General features: G+C 65.4%; 18 protein-coding genes and 1 pseudogene. 5 read left to right on the top strand and 14 right to left on the bottom strand.

Annotation, left to right across the window (positions count from 1 at the left end):
• The first annotated feature begins 52 nt into the window (after positions 1-52).
• Entirely contained in the window at positions 53-547 is a 495-nt protein-coding gene (locus VJV41_RS09785; RefSeq protein WP_325333111.1) for an RDD family protein, read from the top strand.
• A gap of 83 nt (positions 548-630) precedes the next feature.
• Here the strand turns inward: VJV41_RS09785 and VJV41_RS09790 are convergent, their stop codons facing one another.
• Both VJV41_RS09790 and VJV41_RS09795 read right to left on the bottom strand, forming a co-directional pair.
• A complete protein-coding gene (locus tag VJV41_RS09790) occupies positions 631-2,115 on the bottom strand; it encodes a gluconate:H+ symporter (RefSeq protein ID WP_325333112.1) in 1,485 nt (494 codons plus the stop codon).
• Positions 2,112-2,630 carry a gluconokinase gene (locus tag VJV41_RS09795; protein WP_325333113.1) on the bottom strand — a complete coding sequence of 173 codons (519 nt, stop codon included), beginning with the start codon at positions 2,628-2,630 and terminating at the stop codon, positions 2,112-2,114. The genes VJV41_RS09790 and VJV41_RS09795 overlap by 4 nt, the downstream gene beginning before the upstream one ends.
• A gap of 123 nt (positions 2,631-2,753) precedes the next feature.
• On the opposite strand from VJV41_RS09795, the gene VJV41_RS09800 reads away from it, so the two are divergent.
• Together VJV41_RS09800 and VJV41_RS09805 are read left to right on the top strand one after the other, a co-directional pair.
• A complete protein-coding gene (locus tag VJV41_RS09800) occupies positions 2,754-3,470 on the top strand; it encodes a FadR/GntR family transcriptional regulator (RefSeq protein ID WP_325333116.1) in 717 nt (238 codons plus the stop codon).
• Positions 3,471-3,525: 55 nt separating this feature from the next.
• On the top strand, positions 3,526-4,410 hold the full coding sequence (locus VJV41_RS09805) for an SCO6745 family protein (protein WP_325333118.1): 885 nt from the start codon (positions 3,526-3,528) through the stop codon (positions 4,408-4,410).
• Positions 4,411-4,413: 3 nt separating this feature from the next.
• Here the strand turns inward: VJV41_RS09805 and VJV41_RS09810 are convergent.
• From VJV41_RS09810 to VJV41_RS09820, 3 genes and pseudogenes are all read right to left on the bottom strand, one after another.
• Positions 4,414-4,882: pseudogene (locus tag VJV41_RS09810) on the bottom strand (retinol dehydrogenase); the annotation flags it as partial.
• Between the two features lie 73 nt (positions 4,883-4,955).
• Positions 4,956-6,929 carry a phosphotransferase gene (locus VJV41_RS09815; RefSeq protein ID WP_325333120.1) on the bottom strand — a complete coding sequence of 658 codons (1,974 nt, stop codon included), beginning with the start codon at positions 6,927-6,929 and terminating at the stop codon, positions 4,956-4,958.
• A 61-nt stretch (positions 6,930-6,990) separates the two neighbouring features.
• A complete protein-coding gene (locus tag VJV41_RS09820; protein ID WP_325333122.1) occupies positions 6,991-8,499 on the bottom strand; it encodes a carboxylesterase/lipase family protein in 1,509 nt (502 codons plus the stop codon).
• Between the two features lie 76 nt (positions 8,500-8,575).
• On the opposite strand from VJV41_RS09820, the gene VJV41_RS09825 reads away from it, so the two are divergent.
• The gene (locus VJV41_RS09825; RefSeq protein WP_325333124.1) at positions 8,576-9,256 is read left to right on the top strand and encodes a hypothetical protein; all 681 of its coding nucleotides are present in this window, start codon (positions 8,576-8,578) and stop codon (positions 9,254-9,256) included.
• Here VJV41_RS09825 and VJV41_RS09830 read toward each other — a convergent pair.
• From VJV41_RS09830 to VJV41_RS09870, 9 genes are all read right to left on the bottom strand, one after another.
• Complete coding sequence (locus VJV41_RS09830) at positions 9,246-10,226, bottom strand: cation diffusion facilitator family transporter (RefSeq protein ID WP_325333126.1); 981 nt, start codon at positions 10,224-10,226, stop codon at positions 9,246-9,248. The genes VJV41_RS09825 and VJV41_RS09830 overlap by 11 nt on opposite strands.
• Positions 10,226-10,612, bottom strand: a complete 387-nt coding sequence (locus VJV41_RS09835) for a metalloregulator ArsR/SmtB family transcription factor (protein WP_325333128.1) — start codon at positions 10,610-10,612, stop codon at positions 10,226-10,228. Before VJV41_RS09835 ends, VJV41_RS09830 begins: the two co-directional genes overlap by 1 nt.
• Positions 10,613-10,717: 105 nt before the next feature.
• The gene (locus tag VJV41_RS09840) at positions 10,718-11,836 is read right to left on the bottom strand and encodes an LLM class flavin-dependent oxidoreductase (RefSeq protein ID WP_325333130.1); all 1,119 of its coding nucleotides are present in this window, start codon (positions 11,834-11,836) and stop codon (positions 10,718-10,720) included.
• A gap of 11 nt (positions 11,837-11,847) precedes the next feature.
• Positions 11,848-12,870, bottom strand: a complete 1,023-nt coding sequence (locus VJV41_RS09845) for an ABC transporter substrate-binding protein (protein ID WP_325333132.1) — start codon at positions 12,868-12,870, stop codon at positions 11,848-11,850.
• 18 nt (positions 12,871-12,888) lie between these two features.
• Positions 12,889-13,611: an ABC transporter ATP-binding protein gene (locus VJV41_RS09850; protein ID WP_325333133.1), complete on the bottom strand. Its 723-nt coding sequence runs from the start codon at positions 13,609-13,611 to the stop codon at positions 12,889-12,891.
• Positions 13,608-14,384, bottom strand: coding sequence for an ABC transporter permease (locus VJV41_RS09855; protein WP_325333242.1), 777 nt, complete (start codon positions 14,382-14,384; stop codon positions 13,608-13,610). Before VJV41_RS09855 ends, VJV41_RS09850 begins: the two co-directional genes overlap by 4 nt.
• Before the next feature lie 160 nt (positions 14,385-14,544).
• Entirely contained in the window at positions 14,545-15,255 is a 711-nt protein-coding gene (locus VJV41_RS09860; RefSeq protein ID WP_325333135.1) for a hypothetical protein, read from the bottom strand.
• A gap of 93 nt (positions 15,256-15,348) precedes the next feature.
• Complete coding sequence (locus tag VJV41_RS09865; RefSeq protein ID WP_414684924.1) at positions 15,349-16,581, bottom strand: alpha/beta fold hydrolase; 1,233 nt, start codon at positions 16,579-16,581, stop codon at positions 15,349-15,351.
• Positions 16,582-16,654: 73 nt separating this feature from the next.
• Positions 16,655-16,984, bottom strand: coding sequence for a hypothetical protein (locus tag VJV41_RS09870; protein ID WP_325333137.1), 330 nt, complete (start codon positions 16,982-16,984; stop codon positions 16,655-16,657).
• Between the two features lie 123 nt (positions 16,985-17,107).
• Between VJV41_RS09870 and VJV41_RS09875 the strand changes: the two genes are divergently transcribed.
• Complete coding sequence (locus VJV41_RS09875) at positions 17,108-17,446, top strand: RNA polymerase-binding protein RbpA (RefSeq protein WP_325333140.1); 339 nt, start codon at positions 17,108-17,110, stop codon at positions 17,444-17,446.

Here is a 17,446-nt window from a genome sequence, read left to right on the forward strand (position 1 = left end):
GCCGTGCTGAGCGGTACATTTGCGTTCACAATCACTGCGGTCAGGAGATCCGATGACAACCGGCGATTACGAACCCCAGCCCGGACAATACGGCGAACCCGGCGCATACCCGCCGCCACCCGGAGCACAGGAACCCGGCGGCTTGGCACTGAGGTTCGGCGCGCGACTGATCGACGGCATCATCGTCAACATCGTCGCGTTCGTGCTCGCGTTGGCGATCGGCGCGCTGACGAACTACTGGGTGACCGGTCTGTTCTCCGGGCTGCTGATGTTCCTGTACTTCCTGGCTTTCGAATCCACCCAGGGGTGGACGCCGGGCAAGAAGCTGTTGGGCCTGAGCGTGCACGGCCCTGCTGGCGCACCCAAGCCGGATGTTCAGCAGGCCGCGATCCGCAATTCGTGGACGTTGCTCAACATCATCCCGTTCGTCGGCGGTCTGCTGACGCTGGCCGCCGTCATCGTGATCGCGGTGACCATCAACAGCAGTCCGACCAAGCAGGGCAAGCACGACGAACTGGCGGGCGGCACCCAGGTCGTCAAGGGCTAAGTTTCCTCGCGAGCAGACACAAAACTGCCCAAAATTGTCCCAAATAGGGCACTTTTGCGTCTGCTCGCGCTACCCACGGGGCGTCAAATCACGATGCCGAGCAACAACACCAGGATCAGGCCCGTCACCGACAGCACCGTCTCCATGATCGACCATGACTTGATGGTCTGACCGACCGTCATGCCGAAGTACTCCTTGACGAGCCAGAAGCCGGCGTCGTTGACGTGGGAGAAGAACAGCGAGCCGGCGCCGACGGCGAGCACGACCAGCGAAACCTGTCCGGTGCTCATGCCTTCTACCAGACCCAGCATCAGCGACGATGCGGTAATGGTCGCCACCGTCGCGGAACCCGTTGCGAGCCGGATCAATACGGCCAGCACCCAGGCCAGCAGGATCACCGAGATACCGGTGCCCTTTGCCCAGTCGGCGAGCATCGTGCCGATACCGGTATCCACAAGGACCTGTTTGAATCCGCCGCCGGCGGCGACGATCAGGATGATGCCGGCGACCGGGGGCAGCGACGTCTCAAGGCATTTGACGATCTGATCACGCGTCATCGCTGCGCCGCGGCCCAGGGTGAAAATGCCGACCACTACCGCGATCAACAGCGCCACGAGCGGACGGCCAAGAATGTCGAACGTTTGGCGCAGCACGTTGCCTTTGTCGTCGATGAAGATGTCGGCCAGCGCCTTACCCATCATCAAGCCGACGGGCAGCAGAACGGAAAACATGGTGATGCCGAAGCTTGGCCGGCGGCGCTCAGTGCGGCTGGCGGTCTGCGTCGTCGTCGTGCCCTCACCCTCGGCGCCCGCCGCGGCGGTCGTCACTGAACCACCACCGTTTCTGGCGAAGTCGTCGGCCTCGAACCGGTCTGGCACATCGAGGACGACCCAGCGTCCGGCCAGCTTGCCGAACAACGGGCCGGCGACGATCACGGTGGGAATAGCGACCGCCACACCCAATGCCAGCGTGACACCGAGGTCGGCGTTGAGCAGCTGGATGGCGGTCAACGGCCCGGGGTGCGGCGGGACCAGGCCGTGCATCGCGGAAAGCCCTGCCAGCGCGGGGATGCCGACGGTGATCAGCGAGAGCTGCGACCGTTTGGCGACCAGATAGATGACCGGCATCAGTAGCACCAGGCCGATCTCGAAGAACATCGGCAGGCCAATGATGGCCCCCACCAATGCCATTGCCCACGGTAGTGCCCGTGGTGATGCGTGCCCCACGATGCTGTCGACGATCTCGTCGGCCCCGCCGGAATCGGCGAGCAGCTTGGCGAACATCGCACCGAGCGCGATCAGGATGCCCACCCCCGCAGCGGTATCGCCGAATCCCTTGCCGAACGAGTCGAGGACATCCCCCGGGTTCTGTCCCGCAACAATGCCAACGGTGATGGCGCCGAAAATCAATGCGAGGAACGGATGCAGCTTGGCGATCGTGATCAGCACGACGATCAGCGCGATACCGGCAAGCGCCGCAAGGATCAGCTGCCAGCCGCCAGCGACCGGTTCAACCAGCTTGGTGTCGGCCGCCAGGATGGTGAGTGCCGACCCGATATCTGCAGTCATCGGTTCTCCTGTTCCGTTGTGCGCGTACCGGATAACGCGACATAGTTGTCGATGATGGAATCGATGTTCTGATCGACATCGATGACGATGCCGCGTTCATCGGGCTCGAGTGCCTCGAGCGTGGCGAACTGAGATGCCAGCAGGGACGCGGGCATGAAGTGTCCGGGCCGGCTGGCCTGTCGCTTGCCGATGACCTCGGGTGTGCCGGACAGATGCAGGAATTCGACGTCTGGGCATCCACGACGCAACTGGTCGCGGTACTTGCGCTTGAGCGCCGAGCAGCTCATCACCCCGCCGTCGCCGCAATGCTGGGCGAGCCATTCGCCGATCGCTTCGAGCCACGGATAGCGGTCATCGTCGTCGAGGGGTTGACCGGCCGTCATCTTGGCGATGTTGGCGGGCGGATGGAAGTCGTCGGCGTCGGCGAACGGCACTCTCAGTCGCTGCGCCAGTGCCGCCCCGACGGTCGACTTACCCGAGCCAGAAACGCCCATGACGACGATTGGTGACGCCATCTCCTCCACCTACCCAGTTGTGCTTGGCGTCACACAGCATGCCTCAATAGTCATACCATTGCAACCCTGATGCGGAATCATATGGTTTTAACAACGCCAGCAAAGCTATGACAAGATGTATGCGTGGCATCGCCATCAAACGTCGGAGCTCTGCATGGCAACCTCCTCGACGCGTTGGGCTGCGCGATCGTGTCAGGCGAGTACCCGCCCGGCCAGGTGATCACGCTCGACGGGGTTGGCGCGGGGCACGGCGTATCGCGCAGCGTGACTCGGGAGGCGGTCCGCGTGCTGGAGTCGATGGGCATGGTCGAATCGCGCCGGCGAGTGGGCATCACCATCCAGCCCCCACAGAAATGGAATGTCTTCGATCCTCGGCTCATTCGCTGGCGGCTCCAGGCAGGCGACCGCGCCGCCCAGCTGGTGTCGCTATCGGAGCTACGACGGGGATTCGAGCCTGCCGCGGCGGCGCTGGCAGCCCGTCGTGCCGACCCACACCAATGCCGAATCATGGCCGCCGCCGTCTCGGACATGGTCATGCACGGCCGCTCCGGCGACCTCGAGGCATATCTATTGGCCGACAAAGTCTTTCACCAAACGATGCTGGAGGCCAGCCGCAACGAGATGTTCCGCGCGCTCAACGGTGTGGTCGCCGAAGTGCTGACGGGTCGTACTCATCACGGCATGATGCCCGAGACACCTAACGCGGCGGCCATCGAGCTGCACGACCAAGTGGCCCGTGCGATCCGGCTGCGTGACGAGGCGGCCGCAGAACGCGCGATGCTCGCGATCATCGACGAAGCGGCATCGGCTGTGGCAGAAGAGTTTTCCGAGACGTCCTAGGGACGTGACGCGGGCCATGGCAAGTTAGGCGCGGGCGTAATGGTTAACTGCCAGAGTGAGTAGACAACCTTCGCTGGCGCGCCGCTTCTTCGACCGCTTCGAACCGGTGCACGCCGTCACCTACTTCGCTCCCGAATCCCGAACCGCCCTCGAAGGTCTGGGCTTTCACGGATTCTGGAAGGGCTACTTCGCCGCCCGGTCAGCCCCGTTCGGGGTGGTGCCGACGGAGGTCGTGACCGCGGTGTTCTACAACTTCGCCCCGGAGCGCGTCGCCAAGGCGCTACCCGCGGTGTGGGAGATCGCCTCACCTGATGACGCGCTGCGCGTACGCCGGGATTCGGCGGTGGCTGCGCTGCGCCGCTACGGCGTGACGGATGACGAGGCTCGCGTCGCAGCTGATCTCGCCGCCAAGGCTGCACGCAGCGCTCCACCCGATGGGCGGCCCCTGTACGCGGCGAATGTGTCGTTGGATTGGCCCGACGAACCGCTGGCCCGTCTGTGGCACGCGGTCACACTGCTGCGCGAACAGCGCGGTGACGGGCATGTGGCCGTGTTGATCACTCACTCCGTGTCGGGCCGCGAGTCGAACGTGCTACACGCCGCGGCGGGGAGAGTTCCCAGGGAGATGATCATGCGCAGCCGCGACTACGACGAAAACCAATGGGGCCGCTATCACGAGCAGTTGGCCAGCCGGGGTCTCCTTGACGTGGACGGCGAACTGACCGATGGGGGACGTGACCTCAAACAGCGCATCGAAGACACCACCGACGAGTTGGCGCTGTCGGCGCTCGACGCGCTCGACGACGACGAGGTCGAGGCGTTGTTCGGGGCGCTTACGCCAATCACCCGCAAGGTGGTCGCCGCCGGGGACGTGCCTGCCGCGACGCCGATGGGCCTGGGCCGCCACGACCTTGACGACGACAGCGCGCATCTGTCCTAAGCCTTACGGCCAGTTGCAGCCGGTCAGGTCGGCAGAGGCTTCCCATAGCCGGCGGGCCATGAGAGGGTCGCGGCCCTTTGGCCGCAGTTTGGTCACCTTGGGTCTGCCCCACTGGTTGAACCGCGGTGCAAGATATGTGCCGCTCGGCAGATCCGTGCTCACCGCCTCAATGCTCGCCCTGGCGCCCTGATCGGTCGGCGGCACTTCTGGTGATGCCGGTATCGGTCATTCCCGGATCGGACGCATACGCCCGGATGCCGCGGGCGGTCAGCTCATGTACGAAAAGCAGGTTCGCCAGCTTGGATTCCGCATAGGCCGACATCGCCGAGTACCGGCGAGTGTGCCAATTCAGGTCGTCGATATGGATGCGGGCGAAGAGGTACATCGCGCTTGCCACCGCGACCACTCGATCCGTGATCTTGTCGCCGAGCAGGCACGTCAACGCGAAGTGGCCGAGGTGGTCGACGGCCATCAGCCTGCCGTGAGCGTGCGCAAAATCGCGGTGTTCTCCGGCGTGTCGCCCGCAGACACGCACGCTCGCGGCGTTAGGGATGGGGTTGGTTGCGGTTCCATTCCACCCAGCCGACACCGGTTCGGCCGTCGGTGGTCGTCACGGTGGCCCAGGCCCGCGGAAAGTGGCTGACGCGCCCGTCGCGCGACGTGAGCAACACCGGCGCGTGTCCACGGACGTCGATGGTAGTGGTCAGCTCACCGAGACGAAGCGTCGTCGACACAGGTAAACCGTTGTCGGCGAAGGTTTCCCGCGCGTTGACTGCATGCAGCTCGACCAGCGGCTGGCCTGGTGGCTGGATGTAGCCGACGCCGATCGCGGGAGCTCCAGGGATGCGAATGTCGACGCCGTGCAGATGGGTTCCGTCGTCGAGGTGAAGTGCACTCCACACCCAATCCATGGCCCACCAGTCACGCACTCCCCAGGAATGGTCCCGCTGACCCGCAACGTCGTGAAGCGCGAATTCGCGGCCGTCGACGGTGACGCTGCCCGACACTGTGCACGGAATTTCATACCGCGGCGTGATCCGGTACTGGTAGGGCGTGCCGGCCGTCGTCCACACGAGGTCCATGGTGACCTCGACGGCCCGGCCCGACTCACCGTGCAGCAGCGCGGCCGGATCGTCATAGGCCTGTCCGCGTCCGCGCAGCCTGACGCGGTATGTCTGCAGCGGTTCCGTTGCGGTGAGGGCGAGTTCGACGGCGTCAGTGTGGATCCCGGCCAGATCGTCGGGAACCGCGGCTTCGAAGTCGTTCACTGCGATGGTGGGCATGTCGGGTCCACACACCAGCGCGTTGATCCATGCCGTCTGCTGGCTCGGATACAGGCCGAGCCTGATCCAACCGCCGACCTCTTGGCGCGGGTCGGCGAAGTCGAAATACCAGCTCTCGTTCCACAGCGGCTCGTCGGTCGCCTGGTGGCGGCCTTCGTCATCAATCGCGGGTGTAAGAGGCTGCGGTGCAACGGGTTCAGGGAGCGCGTCAAGCGCACCGGTGTCGAGCACATGCCGGCAATGGCGCTGCAGCATGACCATGAACATCTCATCGCCGCGGTCGGTGCGGGCGACGAGCATCGACGACACGATGGCCATCATCACCCCGAAGAAGCTCGCACGCCGCACGCCGTCGCGGACGTCGTCGAGGCTGATCGGTGCGTCGGGGCCGAGGCCGTCGTGGTATGCCCGCAGCAGCGCGTCGTAGTGGTCGCGGCGCTGCTCAGTCGGCAGCGCGCAGCCGAGGAAGTACGCCACGTCGGTGAACGCCTGCCCCCACGTCACGGTCTGCCAGTCGACCACTGTGAGCGGGCGCTCGGCGCCGGCCTTGCCGAAAAGCATGTTGTCCAGGCGATAGTCACCGTGCACAAGTCCGTGCAACCGTTCGGCTTCAGCGGCCAGATAGGCGTCGAAGCCGGCTACCAACCGCTCGCATACCGCGCGATGCTCGGGGGTGATCCGGTCGGCGTAGCGCTCCGAGAACCCCGTGTACAGCTGGCCGATGAGTACCTGGTTCATCGGTGAGTCGCGGTGGAGCCAGTCCGCCTGGGCCGCGGCCGTGTCGCCGAGCAACGGTGCGTGCAGCTTGCCGAGTTCGGTCAGCGCCAGGAGTGCCTGTCCGCGTGTGGCGCCGTGAATTTCGTCGCCGACGACTGCCGGCGCGGCATCGCCCAACAGTAGGTGAAACGCACCGGTCTCCGCGTCGTACGCGGCGTGATAGCACGGCGCGACAGGACCGTCCAAACCCGGCGCGATCTCGGTGTAGAAACGCACTTCCCGCTCGTATAGCCCAAGTGCCAGACCGGTCTGACGGCTGCTGGGATCGGTAGCGGCGACCTTGAGGACAACCGAATTCGGGCCTGCACCTTGGTCCCCGTATGTGAGTGCGACGCGGTAGCACTCGCTCATCTGGCCGGTGCCGATGCGCTCGAACTCAAAGCCGGTCACGGGTGCATCGAGCGCTGCGGTGAGCCACTCGGCAGTCAGATCGGATGGTTGTTCAACGACGTCAGCCACGCGACTAAGCAATCACATCCGCCGTCGACGACGTCGACGATTCGTGAAGTTCAGCCAACCGTCACGGCGCGGCGAGTGAAAAGCCCTCCCACGCCTGCCGACGGGCGGAGTGCGGGTCGAATTCAACGCGGGGATGCCGGTCGAAAACCATCACTGGGCGGTCATCGTGGGTATATGCGGGCCAGCCGTCTCCCGGTACCCCGATGCGGCTGAACTCGTGCCACCGCCTCTGCACGTCGCGACTTACCCGCAGCGCCGAACGGCGATCGGCGGCGGCTGTCAGCAGACGACCGAACTTCGTGCGGTACACGTCGAACACGGCGAACAGCTCGGTGGCATGCGTTGCGCCCAACCCCGACCACTGCAGCACGCGTGGCGCGTAGTCATACCGGTAGAGATACGTCGGCGCGTGCCGGCTGTGGGCTTCGGCGATCTGCCAGACCGCCGAGCCGAAGGCGAAGTCGCCGCCGAGCTGGATGCACGCGTCGGGATGCGGGTAGTTCGGGTATGCCGCCGTAATACGTTCGCGCTCAGCGGGTTCAGCTTCAGCCAGCAATCGTTCGATCATCGGCTCGGTCATCGGTAGTAGCTTGAGAAAGCGTGTGAAAAGCCTTCCTTCTTCGGCGTTGGTGCCGACGATCAGCGGCACGCGGTGCGCCTTGCCGCTCGTCATCGCCTGCACCGGATCGAGAGGCAGGTAGTCGGTGCCGGACGTCGGGCCGGCGGCGAAGGCGCCGAGCATGTCGCGCTGGCCGTGAATGATCAGCTGGTCGAACGCGTCGACCAACTCGGCGGGCCGCGCGGCCATGACCGCATGGGCGCCGTCCTGGAGGCGTGCGCCAAGCAGCGTTGCGAACTTGGTGGCGTATTCTGCCGCCACCTCCGGTGTGCGAACCATTCCGCTGGCCGGGCTCTCGCAAATCGCTTGGGCGAAGAGGCCTTTGGCGGCGGGTACCGCGAGTAACGTCGCGACGGCGTGCGCACCCGCGCTTTCGCCGAAGATCGTCACATTGTGAGCGTCGCCGCCGAACACCGCGATGTTGTCGCGGACCCACCGCAGCGCCATCACGAGGTCGCGCAGGTAGAGGTTGTCGTCGATGGTGATGTCGCGGTTCGACAGCGACGACAGGTCGAGACAACCCAACGCGCCGAGCCGGTAGTTCACCGATACGTACACGCAGCCCCTGCGCGCCAACGCTGCACCGTCGTAGATCGGTGTCGCCGAGCTGCCCAGGATGTACCCGCCGCCGTGGATGAAGACCAACACCGGCAGCGGCTGCCTGGTCGGCGACTCGGGTGTGACGACGTTGAGCGTCAGGCAGTCTTCGCTCATCGGCTGGTACTTGCCGGGCGCGAGGATCGTGTACTTGCGCTGCTGCGGCGCGCAGTAGCCGACTCCGTGGCAATACCGCACGCCGGGCCACGGCTGCACCGGCTGAGGGGCGCGCAGACGCAGCGGGCCCACCGGAGGGCGGGCGTACGGAATCGACCGCCAGCGGTTGACGCCGTCGCGGGTGAATCCCTCGACAATGCCGGACGCGATGGTTGCGCGGACGGTGTGTTCGTGCATAAACCGACGGTATCCAACAAAGCCTCGCCGCCGCGCCTGTCCAGCGATCGTGTGTCGGGCCGCTAGCCTTGCCGATATGCGAATGGCTGGGGTGATTGCGGCGTCTGTGCTGGTGGCAGGGTGTTCACAGTCTGTGGGCGGGGACGCCCAACGCTCGGGACCCGCACTGTCGGCGCTTCCGAGCACGGCGCGCTCCACGCCATCGACGAACTCGACGGTCCCAGCCCAACCGCCAGCAGCTGGCGCGCAGATCGGCGCCGTGGTGTCCTGGATCGAGGCCGGCTCACCGGCCGATCCCGCCGGCTATCACGTCGCCACTCGCGGCGGCGACACGACGCAGCTCGGCGACGACGTCGCATTCACCACTCCGTCGGGCAAAACCGATTGCATGACCGACTCGAAGTCCAGCAAGGGCGCGCTGGCGTGCCTCGTCGATCTCGTGAACCCACCACCCCGACCCGCCGATGCGTATGGCGAGTGGAAGGGCGGATGGGTGGACTTCGACGGCATGAGTGTCGCGGTCGGCTCGGTACACGGGGATCCGGGCCGGTTTACCGCGGGCAATGGCGCCGAATTGCCGTACGGCCAGTCACTGGCCTTCGGCGATTATCGCTGCCGCAGCGACCCGAAGGGCTTGTTCTGCGTGAACTACGCCCACCAGTCGGCCGTGCGGCTCAGCGACGCCGGGGTGGAGCCTTTCGGGTGTCTCGAACCCGCGACGGCACCGCCGCAGATTGGCGAGATGTTCAGTTGCTGAACGCGGCGTCGTGGGCTGGATAGGCATGCACGATCACCGGGCCCAGCTTCGGAATGGCATGCGCCAGTTCATGTTCGGCACCGTGGGCAACCCGGTGCGCCTCGGCCAGACTCAGTAACGGGTCGACGTCGAGCTCGGCGTCCGCTTCGAGTTGATGACCGACCCAGCGCATCCTGACCCGTCGAACGGCGCGAACTCCCGGCCGGTCAGCCAAGACTGTGGTAGCGGTGTCGATCAATTCGGGGTCGATGCGGTCCATGAGCCTGCCGAACACGTCGCGGGCCGCGAAGACGAGGACCACACAGATCGCCGCCGCGATCAGCAGACCGACGAGCGGATCGGCGGCCGGAAAGCCCAGCGCCGCACCCAAGGCACCGGCCACAACGGCCAGCGACGTCAAACCGTCTGCGCGCGCGTGCATTCCGTCGGCCCGCAATGCGGCCGACCCGATGCGGTGGCCTACGCGGATGCGATAAAGCGCTACCACTTCATTGCCGACAAATCCGACGACGCCGGCCGCGGCGACCCACCCGAGATGTTCCAGCGGTACCGGATCGACCAGACGGCGGACGGCCTGGACCGCCGCCACCACCGCAGAAATTGCGATCACCGCCACGACGAACAATCCGGCAAGATCCTCGACTCGACCGAAGCCATAGGTGTAGCGACGTGTAGCGGCGCGCCGGCTTATCGAGAATGCGATCCACAGGGGCGCGGCCGTCAACGCGTCGGAGAGGTTGTGCACGGTGTCGGCGAACAGCGCCACCGAACCCGACCAGGCGACAACCGCCAACTGCGCGACAGCGGTGATGCCGAGTACCACCAGGCTGATCTTGACCGCTCGGATTCCCGCGGCGCTGTCGCGCAGGGCGTCGTCGACACTGTCGGCGTGGTCGTGGCTGTGGCCACCGTGGCCGAGCCACGAAATATGACGACCGTGGCCGAGCCACGAAATATGACGCGAGCCCATCAGCCTGTGCCCTGTTCGTGGATCAGCTGCAGCTCAGCGTCCTTCAGGTGGTGGGCGGGAACGCCGCCGGCCGCATGCTCGGCGTTGTACACCGCATCGGTGACGAGCTGGCGCACATGGTCGTTTTCGAGCCGGTAGAACACCTGCGTGCCCTCGCGGCGGGTACGCACCAGCCGCGCCATCCGCAGCTTGGCCAGGTGTTGCGACACCGACGGCGCGGGCTTGGCGACCCGTGCGGCGAGGTCGTTGACCGACAGCTCGTGGTCGGCCAGCACCCACAGCAGCTGGACGCGGGTCGAGTCGGCGAGCATCCGAAACACCTCGACGACCAGGTCAGCATGTTCGTCAGCCAGGCGCCGCGCACAGACCTGCGTATCTGCATTCATACGCAGATAATAGCGCTTCTCACCGCGCGCGTCAGCCCGCGAAACTGCGCAGAGACCGCCATCCAGCGCGAAAACGCGATCTGTGCGCAGTTTGGAGGTGCTGCGTTAGGCGACACCCTTTTGCTTCAGCAGCGGCAGCACCCCTTCGGCGAACCAATACGCCTCCTCCAGGTGCGGGTAGCCCGAGAGGATGAACTCGTCGAAGCCCAGCGAGTGATATTCGTAGATCAGGTTCGCGACTTCCTCGTGGCTGCCGACCAGCGCCGTTCCCGCGCCGCCGCGAACCAGCCCCACCCCCGCCCACAGGTTGGGGTAGATCTCGAGCTGGTCCACTCGCCCGCCGTGCAGAGCGGTCATCCGCCGCTGCCCTTCGGACTCCGATTTCGCATGCAGCTGTGTGGCTTTCGCGATCTGATCAGGCGCCAGTTCAGCCAGCAGCTCGTCGGCCACCGCCCACGCCGCTGCCGAGGTGTCCCGGCTGATGGTGTGCAGGCGGATGCCGAAACGCACCTGGCGGCCGCGTGCTTCCGTCAGCTTGCGCACTTTCTCGATCTTGGCGGCGGCCGACGGCGGCGGCTCCCCCCAGGTCAGGTAGACGTCGACATGCTGCGCGGCGACCGGCAGCGCGGCGGGCGAGGATCCGCCAAAGTAGATCTGCGGCACCGGATCCGGCGGTTCGTACACCCGCGCGTCGGAGACCGTGTAGTAGTCGCCGGTGAAGTCGACCGACTCCTGCCTCCAGACGGAATTCACAATGTGCAGGAACTCGCCGGTGCGGGCATAGCGCTCGTCGTGGCTGAGCCAGTCGCCGAACCGGCGCTGTTCGAGGTCGTCTCCCCCGCTGACGATGTTGAGTAACACTCGACCTTCGGAGAACCGCTGCAGGGTCGCTGTCTGCTGCGCGGCGAGCGTCGGCGGTACCAGCCCAGGGCGAAAGGCGACAAGAAACTTCAGCCGCTCGGTCTCGGCCAGCAGCGCCGACGCGGTCAACCACGCGTCCTCACACCAGGTTCCGGTCGGCGTGAGCACGCCCTCGTAGCCCAGCCGGTCGGCGGCGCGGGCCACCTCGGCCAGATACCGGCGGCTCGGTGCACGGTAATTCGCCGGCAGTGTGTGATGCGACGACGCGTGCGACGCCCCGACGATCGAGCGGCTGTCGCCGTTGGTGGGCAGAAACCAGAAGAATTTCGCCCGCGGAGCGGGCGATTCAGACGGAGTAGGCATTGTCCTCTTCCTCAGTTGGTGCTGATGAACAGTGGGCGCAGTGCGTCGTTGTATCGCTTGTCGACCCACTGATCGAATTTCGGTGCGGGTGAGGCTATTTGGCCTGATTCTGCGAAAAGGTCGGCCAGCTTCTGCTCGGAGGCGACGATCTCGTCGTCGAGTTCGGTGGGCAGCCGAAGGCTGCGGGCCTGCACGACGGCGGCCACCTTCGGGTCCAATCCTACGGCGGCGGCATAGCTGTCCGCCCATTGCTGCGGATGGTCTTGGGCCCAGCGCACGGCTTTCTCGAAGCGCACGAGCAGATCCTGCAACGCGGTGTTGCGCTTGGGGTCCGCCAGCGCCTGATCGGATGCAATCCCGAACCAATATCCATTGGTGACGCCCTTGGCCTGACCGATGCTGCGTACCGGAATCTCGGCCTCAGCCTGCGCGGTGTAGGGATCCCAGATCGCCCAGGCATCGGTCTGATGTTGGGTGAACGCCGACAATGCATCGGCGGGCTGCAGGAACACGAATTTGACGTCCGACGATGAGAGACCGGCCTTTTCGAGCTGGCCGAGGATGTGGCCGTTCGCGGAGCTACCCTTGCCGACCGCGATGCTCTTGCCGCGCAAGTCGGCGATCGACCTGATCGGCGAATCGGCGTGCACGAGGATCTGGTCGCCGTTTCCACCGCCGTCGTAGGCGGCCACCACCTTCACCTTGGCGTTGGACGCCGCACCGAAGATCGGCGGGGTGTTGCCGGTGATCGCGAAGTCGATCTTGCCCGCCGTTGCGGCCTCGATCTGAGGCGGGCCGGAAGTGAACGTCGAGAACGCCACCTGGTAGGGCAGGTTGTCGAGCGCATCGGCAGCGCGCAGCAACGCCTCCGTGTTGCCCTTCTGATCGCCGATTTGCAAAGTCAGACCGGACAATTCGGAGAGCGGCACCGTGGCGGGCGCCTCCTTGGCGCCGGAACCGTCCTGACGCGACACACACCCCGCCACCAGTGCGACGACCATGATCAAGAGCGCGGCGAATCGTGCCTTGGGCATCAAAGCTCCCTTTTCGTTTCAGATCTGGACGCCGAGCTTGTCCAAAAGCTCGGCTCGGTATTGCTGGGCGTGCGGTGATCGGCGTGGTTCATCGATGGCCAGTGAATGCGCGACGCGACCAGATTCGAGAACCAGCACTCGGTCGGCCAGCGCAATCGCTTCGTCGACATCGTGGGTGACCAGCAGCACACCGAAACCGTGTTCACGCCAGAGGTCGAGCAGCAACGCACGCATGCTCAGCCGGGTCAGCGCGTCGAGCGCTCCGAACGGCTCGTCGAGCATCAACAGCTCCGGCTCGGCGACGAGCGCGCGGGCCAGCGAAACCCGTTGTGCCTGACCGCCAGACAGGGTCAGCGGCCATACCTCGGCACGGTCGGCCAAGCCAACGTCGGCCAAGGCCCGGTCGGCTCGGGCGGCAGCTTCGGACTTGGACAGCCGGGTGCGGGTGAGCCCGTAGACCACGTTGGTGCGGACGTCGCGCCACGGAAACAGCCGCGGCTCCTGGAACGCCAGCGCCGGTGCGCCCGACACCGCGCGATTCCCGGTGTGGTCGGTCGACAGGCCGGCCAGCACCCGCAAGACAGTCGACTTGCCGGAGCCACTCCGTCCGATGAGCGCCACGATTTCACCGCGGTCGATGCGTAGCGAGACATCGCGTAGCACGTGGTGGTCGCCGTACCACTTGTTCACATGGCGCAATTCACCGGCGAGGCGGGTCGTTTGAGCAGTGGTCAACGTCATGAGCGATACCTCAATGCTCGGTGTTCCAGTGCGCGGACGATGGCGTCGGTGCCGATGCCGAGCAGCGCGTAGACAATCAGCCCGAAGATGATGATGTCGATACGCAGGAAGTCGCGGGCGTTGTTGATCAGGAACCCGATTCCCTTGTCTGCATTGATCTGCTCGGCGACGATCAGCGTCAGCCACGCGATCGCCAGTGACTGCCGCACCCCGACGAGTACCTGCGGTGCGGCGCTCGGCACGATGATCGTCCGAAATCGTTGCCAGAACGAGAACCCGAGCACCTGGGCCGTTTCGAACAGCTTCGTGTCGACCTGACGGATCGCCGAGAACGTGTTCAGATACAGCGGAAAGCTGACGCCGAGCGCGACCAGAAGCACCTTGGGTAATTCACCGATGCCAAACCACAGAATGAACAACGGGATCAGCCCAAGATGTGGCAGCGCGCGGATCATCTGCATCGGCGGGTCGACCGCCGCCTCGAACCATCGAGACAACCCCACCGCGGTTCCCAGTGCGAGACCGAGAAATCCGCCCAGCAGCAGTCCCTCCACCACGCGCAGACCCGATACCCGAAGCGCGTCGGTGAGCTGCCCGTTCTCGATCAGCTCGACACCTGCATCAAGGATCAACGACGGGGCCGGCAGGACGTCCTGCGGGATGAGACCCAGTGCGCTGCCCAGCTGCCATAAGCCGAGAAGCGCCAGAGGTGACGCCAGGCGGATCAGACTCCACTTGCCTTGGCGCAGGCGGCTATTCCGCGCAGGAGTCATCTGCGCAAGTGGCGGGGCCAGCTCGGCGGGACTAGTCACGGTGGCCCGACGTTACGCGGCCGCATTTCGCCGTTGAAGGGTTTGATTCTGCGTGATGCAAAGCCGAACGGCCCTGCGGGTGCGATCGTTCACACCGGCAGGGCCGTTGGGCGACAACGGTTTATGACAGCCGGAACGTGCCAGTGACGAGCGTCGGCGTCACCTGCCGCCCGTTGATCGTCGAGCTTGCACTCTTGTTCTGCAGGAAGCTGATCTGGCTGGCCTGCTGAAGCTGACGCTTGCTGCGGACCTGTGCCCGGAACTGGTCATCCTTGAGCTGCTGCAGCTCGGCCTGTTCGAAGTCACGGCCGCTGATACCGCCATTGAACTGGACACCGATCGCCGATCCGTCTTCGCGGACCACCCAGGACGCGCGCACACCGTTCAAATCTGCGGTGTACATGCCGGCCACGCCGGACGCCGGCGCAGCGGTGAACTTGTAGGCGACACCGTTCATAGTCAGGTCGCCCTGGACGTCGTTGCCGGTGAAGTGTGCGCTGAGAGTGTCGCGGAACCGGGACTTGACGTCGATCTTGCCGTCGGCCTGGTTGCCGAAGAACCACGCCTCGTCGTCGGTGCCGTTGCACGCGTACGCGGCTATCGATGCGCCGTCAACGGAGATGCCGATCGACATCGTCTTCCCGTCGGCGGCTTTCATGTCGGCGACGTATCTGGCCGACGGCGGGAAAGGCGTCGCGGTCGCCGGTGGCGTGGTGGCTGCTTCAGATGTAGGGGTTGCCTCGGTGGTTTTCCCGCCGGAGCAAGCTGACAGAGTGCCCAGGGCGATGAGCGCGCTGACGCTCACGAGCAGGGTGCGGAAGTGCTTTTTCATGTACCCAGCATGGATTGCCGCAGGCAGGCGCACATGAAGAATGTGTGGAGATTGCATGGAGAAAACGGGCGATCTGCGACCGTTCTATCGCGCTCAGCCCGCGAGAAAGGCGTCGAGCTCAGAGCGGAACACCTGCCACGCGGGCTCGGCCGACGTCAGCAAGTGGTTGTTACTGGACAACGCAACGAGCCGGGAATCCGGTACCAGGGCGGCAAGTTCCTCGCCGAACCGCATGGGCACGCGATGGTCGTCGCGAGAATGCATGATCAGCGTCGGACACGACACCTCGCGGGCCGCGTCGCGAACGTCGACGCGGCCGAACTCTTCCAGGAAGCGCACCGCATTCTCCGGAGATGTTGTCCGCCGCTGCAATTGATCGAACGCCGCCCAGTCTGCGCGCGTGCCGTCGGGCAAGAACTGCGCGGCGAAGACCTGCCGGAATGCCGGATCGTCTCGGCCCCATCCGACTCGGGCAAGTTCGAGATCCAATGCAGCGGCACGCGTTTCATCGTCACCGACGGCCCGTACCGCGCGACCGCGTGCGTACGCACTACATAGCACCAGCTTGCTCACCCGGTCGGGATGCCGCGCTGCGTATGCCACCGCGACGGCTCCACCCTGCGACACCCCGAGTAACGGGAAACGGTCGAGCCCGAGCGCCTCGACCACGGACTCGAGGTCGGCCACCCAGTCGTCGAATGTGAAATCTGTTGCTTCCCAATCGGATAGGCCGCAGCCGCGTTCGTCGTAGCGGATGAATTTGTGATTCAGAGACAGGTCACGGACCCAGTGCTTCCAGACCGGGCTTTCAATGTCGTAACCGAGATGGGTCATCCAGTTGGCCGCTCGAACCAGCGGCGGCCCCTCCCCGGCCACCGCGTAGGCCAGCCGAACTCCGTCGGAGGCGCGGCAGAAGGCGATGTGCTGGCGGGGCGGCGGCGGTTCCTCGAGAGGCGGTGGCGTTGGTGCGGCGGTGGCGTCGGCGAGGATCGTGCCGACGAACTGGTACCCGCGGCCCCGGACGGTTCGGATGTAGCGCTGCGATTCGCCGTCATCACCCAGCGCCCGGCGCGCGGCCTTGATGCGGCTGGTCAACGCGGCCTCACCGACGAACCGGCCGCCCCATACGGAATCGAACAGCTCCTCTTTGGACACGAAGCGGTCGTGGTTGCTGATCAGTTGGGTGAGTACGTCAAACACCTGCGGCTCGACGCGGATCACGTCACCGCCGGAGCGCAGTTCGTACCGGTGCGTGTCCAGGACAAAACCGTCGAAGCGCCACACGCCGCTGGCAGTGGGCGTCGATTCAGGCGGTGACAGCGGCACGGTGTTCCCATCTCGACGGCTCGTTGCTGGCTAATCGTATCGACGAACGAGCCCTACCGAGGGTTCGAACGAGCTACCGCCAGCCGTCGGCCGCCTTGGCAGCGCGCATCAGCGCATCGCACAGTTCCCGCAGTTCTGTGCCGTCGGCGCCTTCTTCGATCGCGGTCGCGACGTCTTCGGCTGCGCATCTGACCTGGTAGACGCGGTCAGACAGCTCTGCTGCCTCGTCAGCGGTGAGGACCACCGCATCCGGCGCGAGCGAGGTGCCCTTGACTATCGCGCGCTGTTCATAGGCGCGTTGCCGGCAGGACTGCCTGCAGTACTGACGACGCCGGCCCAGCCCCGCGTCAGCGACTTCACGACCACACCAGCGACAGGGCTGAGGACGAAGACGACGTGCCACGGAGGTGACTGTAAACCGGCGGGGGCGCCGATCCCGGTATCATGGACGGTCGAGTCGGGAACTGCGCGCCGCGTTGCTGCGTTGAGTAGCCGGACAAATTGAGCTTATTGAGGAGTGTTGACGATGGCTGATCGTGTCTTGAGGGGCAGTCGCCTCGGAGCCGTGAGCTACGAGACCGACCGCAACCACGACTTGGCGCCGCGTCAGGTCGCCCGCTACCGCACCGACAACGGTGAGGAGTTTGACGTCCCGTTCGCCGACGACGCCGAGATTCCCCACACCTGGCTGTGCCGCAACGGCATGGAAGGCACCCTGATCGAGGGCGATGCGCCCGAGCCGAAGAAGGTCAAGCCGCCGCGCACCCACTGGGACATGCTGCTGGAGCGCCGCTCGGTCGAAGAGCTGGAGGAGCTGCTCAAGGAGCGCCTCGACATCATCAAGACCCGCCGCCGCGGCAGCTGA

Source organism: Mycobacterium sp. (genome assembly GCF_035274705.1).
GTDB lineage: Bacteria > Actinomycetota > Actinomycetes > Mycobacteriales > Mycobacteriaceae > Mycobacterium.